The sequence below is a fragment of the Saprospira grandis genome, from assembly GCF_027594745.1.
Lineage (GTDB): Bacteria > Bacteroidota > Bacteroidia > Chitinophagales > Saprospiraceae > Saprospira > Saprospira grandis.
This window is the reverse complement of the sequence record NZ_CP110854.1, coordinates 477,841-499,516: the sequence shown is the minus strand read 5'-3', so window position 1 is coordinate 499,516 and position 21,676 is coordinate 477,841. Positions and strand designations below refer to the sequence as shown.

Here is a 21,676-nt window from a genome sequence, read left to right as displayed (position 1 = left end):
CGATTTTTTTATTAGATTTGTGCAACAAACTACTTTCGTGCTGCTCAGAAAGGAAAAAGAGAGCAGTACACTTACCATCAATGCATTTTAGTTATGGCAACTATTACCGGAATTCCTCAGGTAGACCTGAGTCAGTTCGTAAAGGGTGATGCCTCTCAGCAAGCTGCTTTTGTTGAGGCCCTAGGAAAAGCATTTACAGAAATTGGTTTTGTGGGCGTCGTGAATCACGGCATTCCCAAAGAGTTAATTAAGAAGTTCTTTGAAGAGTCTGAGCGCTTTTTTGCGCAAGACCTAGAAATCAAAGACAAATATGAGGTCAAAAATGGCGCTGGACAAAGAGGATATTGCTCTTTTGGCCGCGAACATGCCAAACAATCTAATGTTGGTGACCTTAAAGAATTTTATCAGTTTGGCCAAGAGTTGCCCGAAGGACACGAACTCAAAGATGTGTACATGGATAACATCTACACCGATGAGTTGCCTGAGTTCAACAAAACAGCCCGTGAGTTGTACCAAGCTTTTGAGGCTTCTGGCGCTCACTTGCTAGAGGCTATCGCTATTTTCTTGGGACTAGACCGCAATTATTTCAATCCTCATATTGAGGGCGGAAACTCTATTTTGCGCGCTATTCACTATCCTCCCATCACGCAAGAACCCAAATCGGCTATCCGCTCAGAAGAACATGAGGACATTAACCTCATTACCCTTTTGGTAGGCGCTTCTGCCGACGGACTACAGGTGCGTCCCTTGGGCCAAGATTGGATCGATGTGAAAGCCTTGGGCGATGGTATCGTCATCAATGTTGGAGATATGCTACAACGCCTCACCAACAACAAATTGAAGTCGACTACCCACCGTGTAGTGAACCCACCACGCGAGCTTTGGCATACTTCACGCATCTCTATTCCTTTCTTCTTGCATCCCCGCAGCGATATGGATTTGACTTGCCTAGAAGATTGCGTAACCGAAGAAACGCCCCTACAATACGAGCCAATTACCGCTGGCGAGTACCTAGATGAGCGTCTACGCGAAATCGGACTTAAAAAATAAACGCCTTGCTTGCAAGCGTTTTAAATAGAAGAGCAGTCTCGCTTTAGAGGCTGCTCTTTTTTTGATTTTTTTATAGATTTTTGTTTTTTGGGGGCCTCCGCCTCCCTTCGGTCGTCGGCGCTACGTTTCAGGGCTCGCAGGTCTGCTCGGCCCTGCGCGGGCTTTGCCCGCTGGGTCTGCGGCTTCGCCGCCCCCTTCCACATCGCTAGGCCAGGGCCCAACCCTTTTGCCAATACATCAGTTTAAGGAGAAATAGCATCTTTGCTAGGGCAGGGCAATTATTTTTGGCCCAAAACTTGGCTAATAGGCGATAAAGGGCCGCAGAAAAGGGCCAAAAGTCCCCACTACAGCTGAGCGGCTGAGGGATGGACAGCAGGGCCGCCAAAGGCGGCAGACCAAAGCGGCGCAGCCGCTGCAGGGCCGAGCAGACCTGCGAGCTGCGACACAGCCCGACCCGCCCGATAATTCATGAGGGTTTAAACCCTCATTTTGCATAAGTTCGCAAAGCGATACCGCTTTGCGCTGGGTTTCAACCCAGCGGAAGGGGCAGCCCCAAAAAATCAAATACTGAATAATTAAATAAATAGAAATGAAAAACCTCTTATTAAGCCTAACGCTACTGTTGTCTAGCATGAGCTTTTCCTTTGCACAAAGAGCCGCTTATGTGGATATGACCAAAATTATGGATGCTGTGCCCGAATATAAAACCGCACAGGCCGAATTGGACCAATTGGCAGAGCGTTGGCGGCAAGAAATTGCCAAAGAATACGAACAAATTGAACAACTCTATCGGGAATATCAGGCAAGAGAGGTCTTGATGAGCGAAGAGATGAAAACCCAAAAACAAAACGAAATTATTGAGAAAGAAAAGGCCGTTAGAGCCTTGCAAGACCAGCGTTTTGGACCAGAAGGAGAGCTCTTTTCTAAACGCCAAAGCCTAGTGAAACCCATTCAGGAAAAGGTCTACAAAACTATTGAACTACTGGCCAAGGAGCGCAATTACGACTTCATTTTTACGGCCCCCGATGGCAGCCAAATGATTTATGCCAAAGCCGATAAGGACCTTACGGCAGAGGTAGTCAAGCGCTTGGGCAAATAAGTTCCTTAGATTTCGCCAAAAAAATTTATTTTTGTGCGCTTAATTCGTCAAACTTCAAAATTTTAAGAAATACTATGAAAAAGCTTATGCAGCTCAGCAGCATTTTGATGTTGCTTACTTTTATGGCCTTTAGCTCAGTGAGCTACGGCCAACAAAAAATTGCCTACGTAGATGCCGATGTCATCATTCCCAATATGCCCGAATACAAAAGAGCCAAAGCCGAGGTAGAGTCTTACCGCAAGATTTTGGAAAAACAACTAGAGGGCAAGCAAGCGACTATGCAGCAGTATTATGCCGATGTAATGGCTAAGGTGCAGGCAGGAACAATGACGCCCATTCAGCAAAAAGAAGCGGAGCAGAAATTGGCCAAAATGCAAGAAGATTTGCAAAAACAGGCCCTCAAAGCCGATGAGGATTTGGTACGCAAAGAACAAGATCTCACTAAGCCCCTTTATGAAAAATTTGAGTCTAAACTCAAAGAAGTGGCCAAGGAAAACGGTTATGCCTATATCCTAGACAAAAAGATGTTGCTCTATAGCCAAGGTGGCACCGATGCAACAGCCAAACTCAAAGCCAAGCTTGGCATTTAATTTCACCCCAAAACAATTAGTATTATGAAATTGGCTTCTTTTTTTAGCCTAATGGCCTGCTTGCTCTTTTTGGCAGCTACGCCACTATCGGCCCAAAAAATGGCTCATGTAGATGGTGACGCGATTATTCCCAATATGCCCGCCTATAAAAGAGCAAAAGCAGAGGTAGAATCTTATGGCAAAATTTTGCAAAAGCAACTAGAAGCAGAAAGCAAAAAGGTCCAGGATTTTTATACCAGCACCATGCAAAAAGCACAGCAAGGTTTGCTTTCTCCTGCACAACAAAAACAAGCAGAAGAACAACTGCAGAAAATGCAGCAAGGGCTGCAGCAAAAAAGCGCAGAAGCAGAGCGTTCTTTGGCCAAAAAAGAACAGGACCTCATCAAGCCGCTTTATGAGCAGTTTAATAAGGCCCTTACAGATGTAGCTGCCGAGAATGGCTATAGCTATATTATGGATGTAAAGCTCATTATGTACTCTGAAGGAGGCATTGATGCTACCTCAAAAGTAAAAGCAAAATTGGGCATTTAATCCATTTTGTTTTAGGACAAAGAAAAGGGAGTTGACCATTTGGTCAACTCCCTTTTTTACTTTTTTTAGTAGCCATTTCGCTTTTCTAAAGCGTTAATTAAGAAAACCCGCCCCTTCAAATCTGTATCATATGCGATTGTATTTAACTAGTTTTTTTCTGTTTTTGAGCAGCCTCCTTTGGGGCCAAGCGCAGCCCGGAGAGTATATTGTTTTGCTACATAAGCAGGAGCAAATTCGCCAGCTCATGGCCGAATTGCCCGGCCAATGGTCGCCCCCAGAGTTGCTGATTCCCCAGAGCAGCTATTTTTTGCTCAAAACAAATTCAACTAGCGATCTTTTGCCCGAACTCTGGGGCCAGCCCGAAGTTAAAATGGCCCAAAGAAATCGCCGCCTCAAGTACCGCCAAATTCCCAATGATAGTTTATTGGGCCAACAATGGCAACATCAAAATACAGGACAAGCTGGAGGTCCAGCCGGCCTAGACCATAATGCTTTTCCCGCCTGGCAATTGGCGGGCGGCGGCGATAGCAGCCGCCTTGGCGACCCCATTGTGCTAGCCATTGTTGATGATGGGGTAGAAAAAACACATCCCGATTTAGCCCCCACCATTTGGCAAAATCAAGCCGAAATTCCCAATAATCAAATTGATGAGGACCAAAATGGCTATGTCGATGATTTTTGGGGCTGGAACAGCAACAGCCAAAATGACCAAATTCAAGGGGGAAATCATGGGAGCTCTGTAGCCGCCTTAGCCGCTGGCCGAGGCAATAACGGTACAGGTATCGCTGGCCTAGCCTGGAACAGCCAACTGCTGATCATCCGAAATGATTTTAATACTACGGAAGCTAATATTTTGGCCGCCTACGGCTATGTCTTGCGCCAACGGCAACGCTACAATCAAAGTAACGGACAAGAAGGGGCCTTTGTGGTGGCCTGCAATTCTTCTTGGGGCCTAGATCATGCTTTGCCCAATTCGGCGCCGCTTTGGTGTGGCTTTTACGATAGCTTAGGACAGGCCGGCATTCTTAGTGTGGCCGCCACCACGAATAATGACGTTAATGTAGAAACCGCTGGCGATTTGCCCAGCCTTTGCAGCAGCGATTACCTGATTGTTGTGACCAATCTAAACCGTTTTGGGCTGCGGGCTGGGGGTTATGGCGCTCTTTCTGTAGATCTTGGCGCTTTTGGCGATGGGGTGTTTACGGCCCAAAATGGAGGGAATTATGGGAGCTTTGGCGGAACCTCTGCCGCTACGCCTTCGGTAACGGGCAGTATTGCGCTAGCCTATGCGGCGGCCTGTCCCAATTTTATGCAATGGGTCAAACGCTGGCCCGCCGCGGCCGCTTTGGCCGTCAAGGAGACGCTTTTGCAAAGCGGAACGCCCAGCGGCAGCCTGCAGACGATCACCACAAGCTCCTCTTACCTCAATGCGGGCCAATTGGTCCAACAACTGCCTTGCCCCGCCGATAGCTGCCTTTTGCCCCCCGATTTTTATTTGCAGGCCTTTGATGAAGGCTTTTATTTGCATTCGCCACATTATGAGGATAGTCTGCAAGTTTTGCTCAGAACCGATGCCAGCTTTCCTTGGGATACCCTCTACCTCTCTAGCCGAGATACCCTAGCTAATTTGGCCCATTGCCAGCTGTATGAGCTCAAAATTTATCCGCTTTGTGGCCCTCAAGATAGCCTTTTGCTGCAATTAAGTACTACGGATTGCTGCCTGCCGCCTCAGTCGGAAAGCTGGAGCCTCAATAGCAATCAAGAACGAGAATTATTGGCCCATTTGCCTAGCAATGCTGCTAGCTCGGCCCTGCGATTTCGGCCGCATAATAGCGGACAGTCTTGGCAGCAGTTGGCGGCTATAGATAGCCTTTTTGTTTTGCCACTGCTCGATAGCTGCCTCCTTTTTGAGTACCAGCTTCAGAGCCATTGCCTAAGGGGCGATAGCAGCGATTGGGGCCCCCTGCATTTTTTTCGCAGCGAAGGTTGCCCTGCCTGTAGCCCACTACAATACTGCAATATGCAGGGCCTACAAAATACCTTTGACTGGATCGAGCGCATCCGCCTAGGCCAATATGAGCAGCAAACGGGCAATAATGGCGGCTATTTTTGGCAAGATAGTCTGGTCTTGCATTGGCCTATTGGCCAGTCGATTCCCTTTGAGGTGGAACAGGGCGATCTCTATCAGGAAAGTCTCCGCATTTGGCTGGACCTCAATGGCGATGGCGATTTTGAGGATGCCGATGAGCTACTTTATCAAGGCCAATTTAATGGAAGTAACTTGCTTTTTGGCCAGTTGTATTTGCCACAGCAGGCGCAGCCTGGCCCCAGCCGCCTGCGGATTGCCCTGCGCTGGAACCAATATCCCGAGCTTTGTCAACAACATCAAAATGCCGAAACCGAGGACTACTGCGTTTATCTTACGCCTTATACGAGCACAGTGGTTAGCGAAAAAGAAGCGCTAAAACTTTGGCCGCAACCCAATTCGGGCCAATTTCAACTCCGTTTGCCCAAGGCGGGGACTTTCTCTTACACCCTCTACAATCTACAGGGGCAGGCCCTAGAAAAAGGAACCGTTCAAGGCCCAAATACTAGGCTGAATTTACAAAATAAGTATCCTGCTGGACAGTACTTTTTGCAGCTTGGTCCTTGGTCTAGCCCCCTCATGTTAATCGATTAGAGGTTTTGGGGCCTCGGCGGGTTGAAACCCTCATAAACTTTTGGGGCGGGTCATTTACTTCATCGAACTGCTGCTCTTTTGGGGCTGCCCCGCCCTGCGGGCGGGTCGGGCTGTGTCGCAGCTCGCTGATCGCTCGGCCCTGCAGCCCTTCGGGCTTTGGTCTGGCGCTGCGCGCCACTGCTGTCCATCCCTCAGCCTGCGGCGGCTTCGCCGCCTGTAGAACCGCATAGAGCCAAAAAAAAGAGATTTTCTTCCCCTTGTAGGAAAAAAACCTCTACACTTTCAGAATAACGGTACATAAATTTCCGCTTTAGGCTTCTAATTTAGGGAAATAAATTTTGCAAAAGCAGACTTTTCTACTTTTTTATTAGACAAATTCTAATTTATTTAAATTTCTATTTTATAGCCTTTTTATTCTTGTCTCCTTTGCTTCACCTTTAATTTATGCTATGCTAGACCTTTATTTGCCTGCTTTTGAAGCCTTTTTGCAATTGGAAAAGGGCTTGTCTAAGGCTTCTTTGGCCGCTTATAAAAGTGATTTGAAGCAGCTCAACCGCTACATCAAACAGCAGGAGGAGCTAAAACAATTGGCCGATATAGATAAGCAGACGCTAAGGGGCTTTCTGCAAGAACTACAAAAGCTCGGCTTGGCCAAAAGCAGCCAGGCCCGTATGCTCTCTTCCATTAAAAGCTTTTTTGCCTTTTTGCGCCTAGAGCAATTGGTAGAGCAAGACCCCTCGGTCCTATTAGAAGCCCCGAAACAGGCCCGTAAACTGCCCGAATATCTCAGTATTGATGAGGTGGACCAAATATTTAATGCCATAGATCTCTCGCATCCACAGGGGCACCGCAACCGCGCCATGCTCGAGCTGCTCTATGCCTGTGGCCTAAGGGCCAGCGAGCTTTGCGAGCTTAAATTATCGGGCCTCTTGCTAGAAATGGACCTCATTCGCCTTTGGGGAAAAGGCCAAAAGGAACGTATTGTCCCCATTGGAGAATCGGCCAAACAACAACTGCTTTTTTATTTGGAGCAAAGAAAACATGCAGAAATTGCCCCCAAAGCGGAAGATATTGTCTTTTTGAACCGAAGAGGCAATCAACTCTCTCGGCAAATGCTCTTTTTAGTGGTCAAGAAAGCGGTGGCTGATGCAGGCATAGATAAGAACATTTCGCCCCATAGTTTTCGCCATAGTTTTGCCACCCATTTGGTAGAAGGTGGAGCCGACCTCAGATTGGTCCAGCAACTATTAGGTCATGCCTCTATTACCACCACCGAACTCTACAGCCAACTCGATAATCGCTACTTAAAAGAAAGTTTGCGCTCATTTCATCCTGCACAACAACAAAAGCCCAAAGAATAATTTTTGCGTTCTACAGGCCCGTCAGGGCCGCAGGCTGAGGGATGGACAGCAGTGGCGCGCAGCGCCAGACCAAAGCCCGAAGGGCTGCAGGGCCGAGCGATCAGCGAGCTACGACACAGCCCGACCCGCCCGATAATTCATGAGGGTTTCAACCCTCATTTTGTATCGCTTCGCAAAGCGATACCGCTTTGCGCTGGCTTTCAACCTAGCGGAAGGGGCAGCCCCAAATAAAAAAAAGCACAACAACCATAGCGGTTATTGTGCTTGTGTTTTGGCAAAAAGAAAAGCCTAGCCCAAGTCGAACTTGGCAAATTTCTTTTTGAACTTGTCGATACGTCCAGCAGTATCTACAAAAGTCATCTTTCCTGTGTAGAAAGGATGAGAGGCGCTAGAGATCTCCAACTTAACGAGGGGATACTCATTGCCATCTTCCCAAGTGATCGTGTCTCTGCTAGGAGCAGTAGAACGCGTTAGGAAGCTGTAGTCTGTAGAAATATCTTTGAACACGACAAGACGATAGTCTTCTGGATGCAATCCTTGTTTCATGGCCAAAAATTGGTTTTGAATGATGATTCATAATAAAGCGAGGGCAAAAATAAGCATAAATCTCAAAAAAGCAAGAGAAAAGCCAACTTTTATCGGAGCTGAGTGAGCTCTGAGCGCAAAAGTTTAATTTTCTGGTTGAGGTCCTTGAGTTTATGTTCCTCGCCATGTAATTCTATGAGCAGTTCGTTGCGAGTTTTGAGCAACTTTCGGTAGGCTTTATCGAGGAGTTTGTCATCCAGCTGAGATTCTTGGCGAATTTCTTTAGAGGCTTTTTTGACAATATCCTCAATTTTGATTTTGTGTGTTTCTCCTTCTTGGACCAGTTCCTTTTGGGCTTGGTCGTAGCGATTTTGAATGAGTTGCAGTTCTTTTTCAAAGCTATTTTTCCAGTTTTCTAGCTGCCGAGCAATTTGCAGTTCTTCGCTTTTATCTATGCCTTCGGCTCCGGCCCAATAGGGCAGTTGCTGTAGTTTTTGCTCGGGACTATGGCCTAGAATCTGGCTATAAGGCGCAGCCTGCAAGTAGTTTTGATACTGTTGGCGAAGCGCTCGGATTTCCTTGGCCTCGGCCCGCATCAGCTCTCTAGCTTTTTGGTCTTGCACCTTAATTTGATAGCTTTCTTTGGCAATATCGGCTTGGATTCTTTGGTTGGCCGAGCGAACATTTTTGCCATAGGTGTTTTGGAAGTTGCGCTCTCTTTTCTCCTTGAGCTTGAGCAAGGTGTCTAGTTCTTGGCGAATATCCTGTACCTTTTGCTTGAGCTTCACCCTTTCTGTAAACAGGCTATATTGCTTGTCTTCTAGGTAGCGACGGCGCTGAGATTTGGTCAGGGCCATTTGTTCTTGGGCAAACTCGAGCAGTTGACTTACTTTTTTACCCACAAACTTCATGATACTCTGGCCCGAGCTAATGATCAGCGGGATGAGCACAAAGAGCCAGCTCGATGGGCTTGTAATGAGGTTGAAGATCGTTCTGGGAATAAAGAAAAAGAGCTCGCCTAATACCTCAAAAGCGGTGGCAAAATCAAAGTCATCGGAGACGGCACCAATGAGGAAGACAAAGGCCACAATCACAACAAAGACAATCCCAACAAACTTCAATAGGTTGAGGGCAATGCGTCCAGCAGTTTTATAAAGCTTTAGGGTTTTCTCTCTAAAAAGCTTTTGGTTCATGCCGCCATCTACCAATTGCTCTTGTAGCTCTTTGAGCTCTGGTGCGGCTAGTTTGAGCTCGGCTACAGCTCGGCTGACGGCTAGTTCGTACCAGTTTTGCTGCTGTTTATGTTCTACGGAAAGGACCTTAGAGGGCAGCGGCCGATCAATCAGTAAAAGGGGGCTATTCATAAAGGTGTTGCCCCATTCTTCAGCCGAAATGCGTTCTTCTGGCTGCTGATGGCCCGCAACAAAGCTTCGGTTAAAAAGGGCTTGGATTTCCTCTTCTAGCTCTTCAAATTGCCGATGCGGAGGCGGAATCACACTAAATAGCTCTTGCCGATGGTGCACATAGAGCCCCTGATGAATCTTATCGCCCAAAGAAACCATCTGGTCATAAGGCGGTAGGGCAGAGGCGGCAAAGGGGTGAATCCCTAGCAAAAGGCGATAAAAAATAACCGCCAAGCTAAACTCATCCCAGCTTTTGGGGATACACTTTTCGCCAGGGCGCAAACCATCATAATACTCTGGAGGAGTATACTCTGGGGTCACCACCGTAGCGGGAAAAACAGTTTGCCCATTTTCCACTACCTCAATAGAATCCATATCCACCAAAGCAATTAGTCCATTGCTCTGAATCAAGACATTATCGGGCTTCAGGTCCACTAAAACATAGCGGCCACTGGCATGCAACTGAGAAACGGCAGCGGCAATATTATAGCAAACCTTCATCCGAAGGCGCCAGGCATCTTCATGTCCAAAAGCTAGGCGGTGCCAAGCACGGCCTAGGCGTTTGGGCAAATTGGGGGCACAGAGCACCTCCAATTTTTCGCCTTTGGCCTTGGGCATGAGGTAACCAACAAAATTATCCTGAGCATCATAGAGCAGTTGGTCTACCCAAATAATGGGCTGATGTTGGCCTTCCTGCTCCACATTGGGCCGATTATTAAGCATATAGCTCAGCTTCTCCTCTCGGCTTTCGCTCTTGCGCTTATGCGGATGATAAATTTTGGCCACATAATCCAAATAACGAACGGGATGCTCAATGGCATACAGACCGCCCTCCCCTCCGCTTGCAAAGGGTTTGTCGGGCAAACTGATGGCCTCTTTACTGCCGGCTATATAAAACTGTTGGGGCATAGTTTAAAAATGGGTAGAAGATAAAGGAGAACAGCGCATATATTTTTTCTTTGGGGCTTCCCCTCGCTGCGCTCGGGTCGGGCTGTATCGCAGCTCGCTATTCGCTCGGCCCTTCGGCGGCTTTGCCGCCTCGGTCTGGCCCTGCGGGCCACTGCTGTCCATCCCTAAGCCAAGGCGCTTTGCGCCTTTCTGGACCTTTAAATATTTTTTTCTTGGGGCACTTCGGCTAGACGAACGGCCAAAATCATACTTTTGTCGTCAATCTCATGCTTAAATTGCTTGGTGCCAGCGGTCAAAAAGCCGCTCCATAGTGTATTGATTTCCGCTTGGCTTTTTTGCTCTTTATGCAGTTGGCGCAGACCAGGCACATTGGGCTCAAAAAAGCGGGGAAATGGCCGATTGGGATCGCTGTATTTTTTTGTTTTGGGGTCAAAGATATTAACCTCAAAAGCCGCTTTTTCACAACCGTCGCTCATTAGGGCAAAGGCGCGAATTGGGCCAGTAGTCACCGAGCTTTCAATATATTCCTCAATGCCGGCGGGATTCCAAATTCTAGAGGTAATAAAGACCGTTTCATTGGCTTCATTGCCTCGGTAGGGGGCAATAAGGGCCTTCCATTGGCCTGGGGCATCGGAGTAGGCGGCCCGGCCATCGCCAATATGTACGGTAAGTAGGGCCCCTTCACAGTAGAGGGTGGCCAAGACCGTACAAGCCAATTGAGGCAGCGGAATCTCTCTTTTCTCGGCAAACTGCATGAGGCGTTGCATCACCAGTTGTAGGGCTCTTTGGGCCTCTTTGCGCCAAGTTTGTTCATCGGGCAGTTGGCTGGGCGACCAAGCACAGCGCTGAATCACTTCCTCTAAACAATGGGCCGTATTTCGGGCCACAAAATCAGACCCAATATGTGATTGGGCCGCAGAACCTGCACCATCGCAGACCACCGCCACTCCCCAATCTTCATTGATGCGGTGGTGGGCCGTGCTATCCTGGCAGGGGGTGCCCGATTGAATATGTCCGTTGCCAATTACCGAAGCATAGGCTAAGACCCAAGGGCTTTTTTCTTCCTGATTCATAAGCAATAAAAAATCAAGGGTTGGCGCTTTTGGCCCACCCTTATTCTAAATTATAGGGAAGCAGTTCTTGGGCAAGGGCTCAAGAACTGCTTGGCAAAAAAATTAAAACTTCATTTGGGCCCAATCACTAATAGGAGGAAGCTCAATGGTTTCTCCTTCTTTAGATTTGGTAATAATGCCAATACTATTGCTCAACCACTTGAAGAACTCCGAGAACTTATAGCCTGCTAGAGGCATAGGCGGAGCGGTTGGGGGGCAGATGCGTTGTAGGGTAGCATGATTGTATCCTTTTACGCCTAGGCCAAAAAAGGTAAAGCGCTTGCCTTCAACGGCTTCGCGGATTTCGGCAGAAATGCCATTGACATCCTGGTCTCTATCGGGTTCGCCATCGGTAATGAGGACCACAATAGGGCGGTAATAGGGCTGCCCCGTTTCTTTGTACCATTGCTTGCGCTCTTCTGTTTTGCGCATCGCTTCTCGAACGGCATCGACTAGGCGAGTGGTGCCACTAACGCCCAAGGTAGGCATATCAAAGCCCTCAATTAGTGAGGGTTCTTGGATCGTATTGATTCGGCTGCCAAAGGTCACAATACTTACCTCTAGGCGGTTGGCCGCAATGAGGTCCTCCTCAATAGCCGCATAAAATTCCTGCAAGCCACGGTTGAGCTCGCGGATAGGTTCGCCACCCATAGATCCCGAAGTATCGAGGACCAAGGTGCACAAACATTTCTGTTCGTAATTGTCTGGGGTTTCTCCCTGAAAGTAGCTCATAACTATATAGATTATTTCAGTTGATGCATGAAGATTTTTATCTATTACTTAAGTGTTTTTTTGTTTTCAAGGTTCAGTAGAGGGCCAATTTATTGGTCCAATTGGGCGGCGAAGCCGCCCCTGGCCGCAGGCCAGAACGGCCTAGCGATGTGGAGCAGTGGCCCTTAGGCCAGACCGAGCCGCTGAAAGCGGCGAAGGGCCGAGCGAATAGCGAGCTGCGCAACGTAGCGCCGACGAGCGCAGCGAGGCGGAGGCCCCCAAAACAGCTTACAAGCGCTTTTCATTGATAATGGCCAGCAGTTCGTCGCGATAATTTTTGCCCACGGGAATACTTTTGCCATTGAGCTCCAGCATATTGCCTTCTAGCATCGCAATTTTGCTCAGGTTGGCGATATAGGAGCGATGGACCCTTTTGAAGAGCTGGGCGGGCAGTTTGGCCTCCAGCAACTTCATAGTTTGCAGGGTAACGATTCGGCCTTGGGGCGTATGTAAAATAACATAATCCTTGAGTCCTTCAATATAAAAAATTTCGTCGAAACGGACCTTAATTAGTTTTTTATCTGCTTTGACAAAGATATAGTCGCTGCCTTTTGTTTGGGGTTCTGCGGCTTTTGTTTGTCGTTCTTGCCCTCTATTTTTTTGCAGTCCCATGGCCTTATCAATAGCCTTGACAAAGCGGTCGAAAGCGATGGGTTTGAGCAGATAATCGACTACATTGAGCTCATAGCTTTCTAGGGCATAATTGGAGTAAGCCGTGGTAAAAATGACCAAGGGCGGCTGGGCCAATGTTTTGAGAAAATCGATGCCTGAAATTTGGGGCATATGAATATCGAGCAGCATGAGGTCTACCTTTTGGCTATTGAGTTGTTCAAAGGCCTCTATGGCATTTTGGCAGCTACCGATTAGTGTTAGGCTGGGAATTTTTTCAATATAAGTTTGCAGAACGTCTCTGGCTAGGGGTTCGTCATCAACGATTAAAACATTCATAGTTCTTCCTTTGTCAGTGTTAAGAGGACCTGATAGCTGCTGGGGTCCTCCATAATTTGGAGTTGGTGTCGTTTGGGGTAGAGGAGCTCGAGGCGGCGGCGCACATTGCTCAGGCCAATACCTCCTTGGTGATAAAGCTCGCCTTTGGGCTCGCTACTTTTGCTATTTTCTATCCTAAAGTTAAGTTTTTTTTCTTCAATTTGTAATTCTATCCAAACATAGCCTTCCTCAATACTATTAGAGAGGCCGTGTTTAAAGGCATTTTCTAGAAAGGGAATAAAGAGCAGGGGGGCACTTCTACGCTTTGCGGAAGCGGTTGGGGGTAATGCAGGGCAATCTGGGCCTTGTCGCCATAGCGGATTTGTTCCAAGGCCAGATAGTTTTCCATATAACTAATTTCTTTTTGTAGGGGAACCATTTTCTCATTGCATTCATAAAGCATATAGCGCATCATGGCCGAAAGGCGGAGGACCAGCTCTGGGGCCTTATCTGATTTCTTTAGGCTGAGGGCATAGAGGTTATTGAGGGTATTAAAAAGAAAGTGGGGATTGATTTGCGACTTAAGAAAACTGAGCTCCGATTGCAGGTTCCGCTTTTCTAGATCTCTTTTGATGCGCTCTTGCCGCAACCATTCTTTGCCAATTTTTAGGGCGGTACTCAGACTGAGGACAAAGAAATTGAAAAGGAAATGAATATGTTGGTTTTTCAGCAGATGTTCTTGTGCTGCCGTATATTCGTCCATCACCCAATATAAACAAATCAGCTCTAGGGGCGTAATGAGAAAGGTGGCAAAAGTAGCCATCAGAAAGTAGCGGCCAATTTTCTTCTGGGCCAAATATTGGGGCAAGATTTGCCAAAGATTCCAGTAGACCAAGGCCATCACAAAAAACAAATGGATGCCCAAGGTCTTTAGGGTAAAGGGCAGCTCTGCCCAGCCATTGTAGTTAATGGTGAGCATCAGGTTAAAATAGAGCAGCCACAATAACAAATGGTAGAGCCAGGGGCGCTCGACATAGCTCCAAAAGCGGCTTATCCAATTTAAAGGGACCGTAGCTTCCATAGGTTTTCGTTCTTCACTCCAAAATTAAGCATTGCTCATGAAGCTGTATCATCAATTTATATTAGTGGGCTGTTTGGCCCTGATTGCCCTCTATTTATATTGGGCCGAGCCTAGAAAGGGGCCTAGCCCCAGCGAAAAAGCCGAGGCTTATCAAGAGCTCTTGGCCCAAATTGATCAAAAAAAGCGCATTTTCCAAAAAAAATATAAGGAGGACAAAATGCTGGCCATTGCCGAAAGCCGGGCCTTTGTCACGGATCAACTCAGCCAAAAGATTTTTCCCGCCTGGTATGGTACGCCTTGGGCTTTTCATGGCACTAGCCAACAACCGGGGCAGGGAAAAATTGCCTGCGGTTACTTCGTCAGTGGCTGCCTCAAAGATGCAGGCTTTAAGCTGCCTCGAGCCAAAATGGGCCAGCAGGCGGCCTCGGTCATTATTAAGTCTATGGCCGCAAAATCTAGCATTCAGACCTATACCAAAATGTCTGACCTCAATTTTTACCTCAAACGGGCTAGCCCCGGCATCTTTATTCTAGGCCTCGATAAACATGTGGGCTTTATCTGGAAAAATGAGGCGGAAGAATGCTTTTTTATCCATTCCTCAGGTATGTACCCCCGCCAAGTGGTCCAAGAACCTCTAGAAAAATCAAAGTCGGTCCTCAAGTCTAAGATCAAAATGGTGGGCGCTCTAGGCCCCAATATGGCGCTTTGGCAAAAATGGATGCATAATGAAAGAATTAAATTGGCCTCTTAAGGTCCAAAGAATAAAGAAGTCTACTCTAGGCCCTAAACTTAGGTTTGGGGCCTTTTTTATGCCCAATTTTTCCCTTAACTATTCAAAATAAACTGCTGTAGGAGGATTTGGGGCCTCCGCTGCGGCTTCGCCTTGCGGCGCTACGCTGCAGGGCTCGCAGGTCTGCTCGGCCCTTCGTCGCCTTCGGCTCCTTGGTCTGCGGCTTCGCCGCCCCCTTTCGCATCGCTAGGCCATTTGGCCTTCGGCCATAGCTGCAGCTTGAAAGCCGCAGCCCATTTCGGAACAGCTAAGTAAGTTTGTAGCTGCCCTTTCCTGCGCCTAGGGACAATCCCCTAGGCTAAGGGTAGAGTCAGTCCTCCAAGGAGGGGGCTTTTTGTTGATCTTTGGTCAATTATTATTGTAGGGAATAACCATAACGGCAGAGAAAAAGCGAACAAGGACTTTAGTCCGTCAGTTCGCTCAGTCAATAACCCTGGGCTTCAGCCCAGGGCAGTAAGAATAGAAGTTGTTGAACAAGCTTAAGGGTATAGTGAGCGTATTTTCCCATGGACTAAAGCCCATGGTTGCGGGGCTATGCAAACTAGCGGGCTAAAGCCCTTGTTTGCTATAAATGATATGGGCCGATGGTTTTAACCATCGGCTCATTTTTATTGTGCTTAGTATGGCCGCTTTTGTTGCTGTAGGTTTCAACCTACAGGTATATATATCGATCCTACAGGCCCCCTTATACCTTACAACATATTCCATTTAGAGGAAGCTATTCTGCAATTGCAAAACAGCATATTCCATCTGGGCTGCGCTATTCGCAATTTGTGAAATGGCATTTGTAAAGCGGGGTATGCTATTCGCAATTTGTGAAATGGCAATTGTAAACTGCGGTAAGCTATGTTTAAGGAGGCTGCTTTAGGGCTAGAGCAAAGAGTACGCATAAAATTTTAAACCCTCTGGCCTATTTTTAAAGCGGGGCTTTGTACCTTTGCGCAAAAAGCCATGCCCCGATATATCTATCTCTTATTATTTCTTCCTTTCTTTTGGGCCTGCCAATCGGAGCAGACGCCCTTAAGCGAGGAGCCCACTCTAGCCGAGCCCGATAGTTTGCCCTTGCCCGCTGTTGCCGCTACCGATAGTTTGCCCATAGATTCTTTGATTAAGGATTGGTACAAAAAGGAATTGGGGCAGGGCTACAGCATTCGCTTTCCCAAAAAGCCAAGGCGCCTAAGGAACCGAAGCCGAAGCAAAACCCGCTACCGACTAGAGGCCAAAACTTATAGCTTACAACTTACGGTGGCCGATTTAAAAGAGGAGCAATCTTATGCCGATTACCAAAAAGATAAGGAGCGCTTTTATGACTTGGTGATACAGGACCTCATCATGGACCTAGATGCCAATAGCCGCGAGGCCAATAGCATTAACTTGGGGGCAGAAAATAGCTTTTTGTACCTAGATATTTATCCAGCCCACAATTTTCGCCTAGAAGGAGCCGATTTTCAGCTTTCGGGCCGATTGATTGTGATAGGCAGACATTTATACAGTCTAGCTGTGGTCTCTTTTGATGGCTGGACGCCCGATATACAGGAAGTAGAACGCCTATTTATGGCCTCTTTGCAAAAAGAACTGTATATTGAATAGCTTTGGCTCGACTAAAGTAGAAAAAAAAAGAACTTTCCCCATTAAAAAAGAAATCATGAAAATACTAACACTAGAACAACTAAGAGCGGCAGAACAGGCGGCCTTAGCCGCCGAACAGATTAGCAATTTGGACCTGATGCAGAGGGCGGCCAAAACCTTTGCAGATTGGCTGGCCGAGCAGTTCCCTGCCGGAGAGTACCAATGGCTGAGCTTTCTTTGTGGCTCTGGAAATAATGGTGGCGATGGACTAGCCGCTGCCCGCATCCTCTCTGAAATGGGCTATGGGGTAGAGGTCTTTATTTATCGCCTAAATCGAGAAACCGAAGACTTTCTGGACCAATATGAGGCCCTTAAAGCTAGCGGCGAGGTAGAGATTACCGAAATCTTCAGCCTAGCCGATCTCCCCGTTTTTGATGAACGTGAAATTATTGTGGATGCGCTTTTGGGCTCTGGCCTCAACCGCCCTTTAGAGGGCGAATTGGCGGAAATTGTTGAAGCCATCAATCAATGTCCCAATATTATTTTGGCCCTAGATTGCCCCACGGGCCTACAGGCCGAGCAACCTACGGTTAGCAGTAGCATTCAGGCCGATTATACCCTCAGTTTTGAGACCCCTCGCTTTGCTTTTATGTTCCCCGATAATTATGATCGGGTGGGCGAGTTTCATTTTCGCTCTATTGGCTTGCCGCAGGAGTTTATTGCCAATTTGCCAGCGCATAATTATTATGTGACGCCTAAAACCATTGCCAATATTTACCAGAAAAGAGGTAAGTATGCCCATAAAGGGCTTTTTGGTCATGCCTTGCTCATTATGGGTAGCCATGGAAAAATGGGGGCGGCTATTTTGGCCACTCGCGCTTGCCTGCGGGCGGGTGCTGGCCTAGTGACCGTGCATGTGCCAAGCTGCGGCTATGAGGTGATTCAGGGCGCGGTGCCCGAGGCCATGGTCAATTTGGATGATGATCGCTATGTGTTTACCCGCATCTACGATCTCCAAAAATATAATACGATTGCCATTGGTTGCGGACTGAGCACCAAGAATAAAACCCGCAATGCACTTTGCTATTTGCTTAAGCACCGAGATACGCCCACGGTCCTAGATGCCGATGCTTTGAACATTTTGGCGCAGAGTCCAGACTGGTGGGAGTACATTCCCAAACAGAGTATTCTCACGCCGCATCCCAAAGAGTTTGAGCGTATGTTTGGCCGCAGCCACAACAATTTTGAGCGCTACGAATTGCTGCGCCAAAATGCCATGGAACTAGAGGTTTACATCATTCTCAAGGGGGCGAATAGCTGTATTGCGACCCCAGAGGGCAACTGCTATTTTAACTCAACGGGGAACCCTGGCATGGGGACCGCGGGTAGTGGCGATGTGCTCACGGGCATCTTGACGGGCTTGCTGGCCCAACCCTATAGCCCATTAGAGGCTTGTATTTTAGGGGTTTATGTGCATGGCCTGGCGGGTGATTTGGCCGTAGTGGAGAAGAGCCAAGAGGGCCTAATGGCAGGCGATCTAATTGATTATTTGGGCAAGGCCTTTTTGGCCCTCAATCCCAAGCGCAAAAAGATACAGAAGAAGGTCCAGAGCAAGCATCCTATTGTTTAGCTTTGGGGCCCGCGGCCGCCCTGTATAGGGGGGCGGCCGCCGCTATGCTGCGGGGCTCGCTGTTCGCTCGGCCCTGCGCGGGCTTCGCCCGCTGGGTCTGGCCTTCGGCCACCCGCTCCGCAGCGCTGGGCCATTTGGCCTTCGGCCAAGGCGGCGCAGCCGCCTTTTTGGTCCAACTTCTATAAATAAGCAAAAGCATGCAAGAACATTTAGAACGATATATAGAGGCGCTCATCTTCAGTGCAGAGTTGCCGATAAAATTGGGAGAAATAGTGGCTTGTTTGGAGTCGGCTTTTAGCGATAGCTTTAGCAAAAAACAGGTCCAACTCGCTATAGAGGGCCTGATGGCGCGCTACCAAGAGGAGCAATATAGTTTTGAGCTTTTAGAAATAGCGGAGGGCTATCAGTTTTTGACCAAAAGCAACTACTATGATTTGATTGGGATATATCTCAAGCAAAAGAGTAAGAAAAAGCTATCGCGTTCGGCTCTAGAGACCTTGGCCATAATAGCTTATCAGCAGCCGGTGTCTAAGTCAGAAATGGAGCGTGTGCGGGGCGTAAGCTGTGATTATGCCGTGCAAAAATTGCTAGAAAAAGAATTGATAGAAATAAAGGGGCGGTCTACAGATCCTGGTCGGCCCTTATTATATGGAGTAAGTAGTAAATTTATGGAGCATTTTGGGCTGGCTTCAATGAAAGAGCTGCCCAAGCTCAAGGAATTTAAACTGCCAGATAACGCCATTGGCGAGGCAGAAAAGTTAATAGAGTAAGCATGAAAAAAGAAAAGTATACGGGACCATTTCGCAACAGACGAAAGGGGCAGCCCAAGGAGCAGAAAGAAGAGCAAAAGGCGCCGCAAGAGGAGCGCAGCGATATGCGTTTGAATAAATATTTGGCCCATTCTGGAGTAAGTTCTAGACGCAAAGCGGATGAGATCATCAAAGAGGGGCGGGTTACTGTAAACGGCCAGGTTGTTTTAGAAATGGGGCATCGGCTAGAGCCAGAAAAAGACGAGGTCAAACTAGATGGCAAAGTCATTACGCCCATAAAAGAGTATGTTTATCTCTTGATGAACAAACCATATAATGTCATCAGCACCGTTAGTGATGAGCGGGGGCGGCGGACCGTATTGGATATTGCCAGAGAGCATACGACTAAGCGGGTATATCCTGTTGGTCGTTTGGACCGCAACACAACGGGTTTGCTTTTGCTGACCAATGATGGTGATTTGGCCCAAAAAATGGCGCATCCTAGTTATGAGGTGACTAAAATTTACCGGATTACCTTAGACAAGCCGGTGGCGGAGGAGCATGTAGAGGCCATTCGCAACACCTTAGAGTTGGAAGATGGTCCGGCCCCGGTAGACAAAATAGAGTATGTGCCAGATAGTGATGGCCGTAGTTTGAACGTAGAGCTACATATTGGTCGCAACCGCATTGTTCGGCGATTATTTGAGCACTTTGGTTATGAGGTTAAGCGTTTGGACCGAAGAAAGTACGGCATGCTGACCAAAAAGGGCTTACGGCCTGGGCATTGTCGGCCTTTGCGGGCAGATGAGCTGGCCATATTGAAGCATTTGACCTAATGAAGGAAAAAGGAGGAAGAGGAGAATCTCTTGCTCCTTTTTTACGTTAAAGAAGTAGGCGGGCGGCGGCCTACAAAAGCGAAGAAGGGGGCAAATGGCCTAGCGATGTGGAAGGGTGGCCGTCAGGCCAGACCGAAGCGCCTAGCGCTGAAGGGCCGAGCGAATAGCGAGCCCTGCAACGTAGCGCCGCAAGGCGAAGCCGCAGCGGAGGCCCCTAAAAAAAAGAAGAACAGCAGCAGAAAACGGATAAATATTTGCAGCTTAGCAAGAGAAATCATTCACTAATAAGAAACACGATAATCATGAAAAAGCAAATTTTGGGCATCCTGCTCCTTTTGATGGGGGCGATACAGTTGCAGGCGCAGCTACAATGTTTGAGTGGGAACTGCGACAATGGGATTGGTCGGGCTCGAAAATTTTTGGGCGAGATGCCCCAGGGGACCTATGAGGGGGAATTTAAGAATGGCAAATTTGATGGCTTAGGCAAGTTCTCTTTTGTCAAAGGCGGCTTTTTTGAGGGGCGGTTTAAGAATGGTTTATACAATGGCGAGGGCGTATTGATTGACCCTGAGGGGAACATCAAGGCGGGACGTTGGGAAGACAATATTTTGGTAGAAGTCAATCCAAAGATCCGCAAAGCCAGTGAGTGTTTGCAGGGAGATTGTGAGAACGGCTATGGTAAATCTAAGGACTATAAAGGTCGGGTTTATGAGGGGTATTTTGTAGACCGAAAATACGAGGGCAAGGGAAGCTTGACCTATAGTGATGGCAGTAAATACGAGGGGGATTGGAAGAATGGCTTGCCGCATGGAGAGGGCACGCATTACTACCGAAACGGGCATAAATTGAGTGGTCGTTGGGTAGAGGGTCGTTGTACGGAAAACCCTATTAAGATGTGGGCTGTAGTGGTGGGAGTTGCTGATTATCAGGACTTTGATAAATTGACCTATACCATTGATGATGCGCAAAAATTTTATAGTTTTTTGCGTAGTCCGGAGGGGGGAGCCTTGCCTAGTGATCAGGTTAAATTGTTGTTGGACAAGGAGGCCACGGCCAAAAACATCTTGAACAGCATGGGTGATTTGTATGAGCAGGCGGACAGCAACGACCTTATTATTTTCTACTTTGCGGGCCATGGTTTGGAGGGTGGATTTTTGCCTGTAGACTATCAGCGCAATGGCAGCAACACCTTATATCATACGGCGGTGGCCAATATGTTGAACGACAGTGATGCTAAATTCAAATTGATTTTGGCCGATGCTTGTCACTCGGGCAGTTTGATGGCTACTTATGCGGAATATCGGGACAACGGCAATGAGTTGCCGCCGGCCAACAACATGAACATGGGCCGTGATGTAATTGCGCAATACAAAGAGAGTTTCAAGCGGGTAGATGGTGGTTTGGCCATGATTTTATCTTCTGCCTCGGAGGAAATTTCTTTAGAGACCAAAAAATTTGAGCAGGGGGTATTTTCTTACTTCTTGATTATGGGGCTTAAGGGTTATGCGGATGCGGATGGCAACTACATTATCACGGTGCAGGAGTTATTTGACTTTATTGCCAAGAACGTCCGTAAATTCACCTATGGTTTTCAGACCCCTAAAATGATGGGATTTTTGAGTGAGGACTACATGCCAGAGGGTTTGAACACAGAAGAAATGGAGGAGAAAAACAAAGAATTTGTGGAGGAGATGCCTGTAGGCTTTGGCTCTAAGAAATAGGAGAGGAGTTTATTTATTGAATACCAATAATTTGGGGCCCGCGGCCGGCTAGCCTTTGGCTAGGTCGGCCGCCGCTATGCTACGCGGCTCACAGGTCTGTTCGGCCCTGCGGGCTGCGCTTTGCTTGCCCTGGGTCTGGCCTACGGCCACCGCTGCGCAGCGCTGGGCCATTGGGGCCGGCATAGCTTCCTGAGTGGGGAGTTATTTTTTTGGCAGAACATCTATGGAGCGCTTTATTTACGTATTTAATACAGAATAGTATTTTGACAAAAAAGAAAAAGGCTTTTAGGGTTTGTCATTTAATCAGAGTAGATTTATGCTGCCTAAAAACTGGGGTAAAAG

Annotated in this window: 18 protein-coding genes; 12 read left to right on the top strand and 6 right to left on the bottom strand. The window is 47.7% G+C overall.

All coding sequences use genetic code 11. The annotated features are described in order from the left end of the window. Positions 1-93 precede the first annotated feature (93 nt). From OP864_RS01830 to xerD, 6 genes are all read left to right on the top strand, one after another. Entirely contained in the window at positions 94-1,050 is a 957-nt protein-coding gene (locus tag OP864_RS01830; protein WP_270099607.1) for an isopenicillin N synthase family dioxygenase, read from the top strand. A gap of 589 nt (positions 1,051-1,639) precedes the next feature. Beyond that, a complete protein-coding gene (locus OP864_RS01825) occupies positions 1,640-2,149 on the top strand; it encodes an OmpH/Skp family outer membrane protein (RefSeq protein ID WP_041329445.1) in 510 nt (169 codons plus the stop codon). 74 nt (positions 2,150-2,223) lie between these two features. After that, positions 2,224-2,739, top strand: a complete 516-nt coding sequence (locus OP864_RS01820; RefSeq protein WP_270099606.1) for an OmpH/Skp family outer membrane protein — start codon at positions 2,224-2,226, stop codon at positions 2,737-2,739. A 24-nt stretch (positions 2,740-2,763) separates the two neighbouring features. Beyond that, positions 2,764-3,270 (top strand): OmpH/Skp family outer membrane protein, encoded by a 507-nt coding sequence (locus OP864_RS01815; RefSeq protein WP_270099605.1) that lies wholly within the window; start codon positions 2,764-2,766, stop codon positions 3,268-3,270. 130 nt (positions 3,271-3,400) lie between these two features. Further along, entirely contained in the window at positions 3,401-5,950 is a 2,550-nt protein-coding gene (locus OP864_RS01810) for a S8 family serine peptidase (RefSeq protein ID WP_270099604.1), read from the top strand. 449 nt (positions 5,951-6,399) lie between these two features. Beyond that, a complete protein-coding gene (xerD, locus tag OP864_RS01805) occupies positions 6,400-7,311 on the top strand; it encodes a site-specific tyrosine recombinase XerD (RefSeq protein WP_270099603.1) in 912 nt (303 codons plus the stop codon). Positions 7,312-7,599: 288 nt separating this feature from the next. On the opposite strand, the gene OP864_RS01800 is transcribed toward xerD, so the two are convergent. The 6 genes from OP864_RS01800 to OP864_RS01775 form a co-directional block, all read right to left on the bottom strand. Further along, entirely contained in the window at positions 7,600-7,857 is a 258-nt protein-coding gene (locus tag OP864_RS01800) for a type B 50S ribosomal protein L31 (RefSeq protein WP_270099602.1), read from the bottom strand. An 89-nt stretch (positions 7,858-7,946) separates the two neighbouring features. After that, positions 7,947-10,148, bottom strand: a complete 2,202-nt coding sequence (locus OP864_RS01795) for a protein kinase domain-containing protein (RefSeq protein WP_270099601.1) — start codon at positions 10,146-10,148, stop codon at positions 7,947-7,949. A gap of 197 nt (positions 10,149-10,345) precedes the next feature. Next, a complete protein-coding gene (locus OP864_RS01790) occupies positions 10,346-11,221 on the bottom strand; it encodes a PP2C family serine/threonine-protein phosphatase (protein ID WP_041329444.1) in 876 nt (291 codons plus the stop codon). Positions 11,222-11,323: 102 nt separating this feature from the next. Continuing rightward, positions 11,324-11,992 carry a vWA domain-containing protein gene (locus OP864_RS01785; RefSeq protein WP_014373480.1) on the bottom strand — a complete coding sequence of 223 codons (669 nt, stop codon included), beginning with the start codon at positions 11,990-11,992 and terminating at the stop codon, positions 11,324-11,326. Between the two features lie 267 nt (positions 11,993-12,259). After that, the gene (locus OP864_RS01780; protein WP_270099600.1) at positions 12,260-12,979 is read right to left on the bottom strand and encodes a LytR/AlgR family response regulator transcription factor; all 720 of its coding nucleotides are present in this window, start codon (positions 12,977-12,979) and stop codon (positions 12,260-12,262) included. 265 nt (positions 12,980-13,244) lie between these two features. Next, on the bottom strand, positions 13,245-14,039 hold the full coding sequence (locus tag OP864_RS01775; protein ID WP_270099599.1) for a sensor histidine kinase: 795 nt from the start codon (positions 14,037-14,039) through the stop codon (positions 13,245-13,247). 37 nt (positions 14,040-14,076) lie between these two features. Here OP864_RS01775 and OP864_RS01770 point away from each other — a divergent pair, with 37 nt between their 5' ends. The 6 genes from OP864_RS01770 (at position 14,077) to OP864_RS01745 (ending at position 21,334) form a co-directional block, all read left to right on the top strand. Beyond that, positions 14,077-14,790, top strand: a complete 714-nt coding sequence (locus OP864_RS01770) for a hypothetical protein (protein WP_270099598.1) — start codon at positions 14,077-14,079, stop codon at positions 14,788-14,790. A gap of 990 nt (positions 14,791-15,780) precedes the next feature. After that, positions 15,781-16,419, top strand: a complete 639-nt coding sequence (locus tag OP864_RS01765; RefSeq protein WP_270099597.1) for a hypothetical protein — start codon at positions 15,781-15,783, stop codon at positions 16,417-16,419. 55 nt (positions 16,420-16,474) lie between these two features. Then, positions 16,475-18,028 (top strand): NAD(P)H-hydrate dehydratase, encoded by a 1,554-nt coding sequence (locus tag OP864_RS01760; RefSeq protein ID WP_270099596.1) that lies wholly within the window; start codon positions 16,475-16,477, stop codon positions 18,026-18,028. Positions 18,029-18,225: 197 nt separating this feature from the next. Beyond that, positions 18,226-18,798, top strand: coding sequence for an SMC-Scp complex subunit ScpB (gene scpB / locus OP864_RS01755; protein WP_270099595.1), 573 nt, complete (start codon positions 18,226-18,228; stop codon positions 18,796-18,798). A gap of 2 nt (positions 18,799-18,800) precedes the next feature. Further along, positions 18,801-19,613 (top strand): pseudouridine synthase, encoded by an 813-nt coding sequence (locus tag OP864_RS01750; protein WP_270099594.1) that lies wholly within the window; start codon positions 18,801-18,803, stop codon positions 19,611-19,613. A 302-nt stretch (positions 19,614-19,915) separates the two neighbouring features. After that, complete coding sequence (locus OP864_RS01745; protein ID WP_270099593.1) at positions 19,916-21,334, top strand: caspase family protein; 1,419 nt, start codon at positions 19,916-19,918, stop codon at positions 21,332-21,334. Positions 21,335-21,676: the final 342 nt, after the last annotated feature.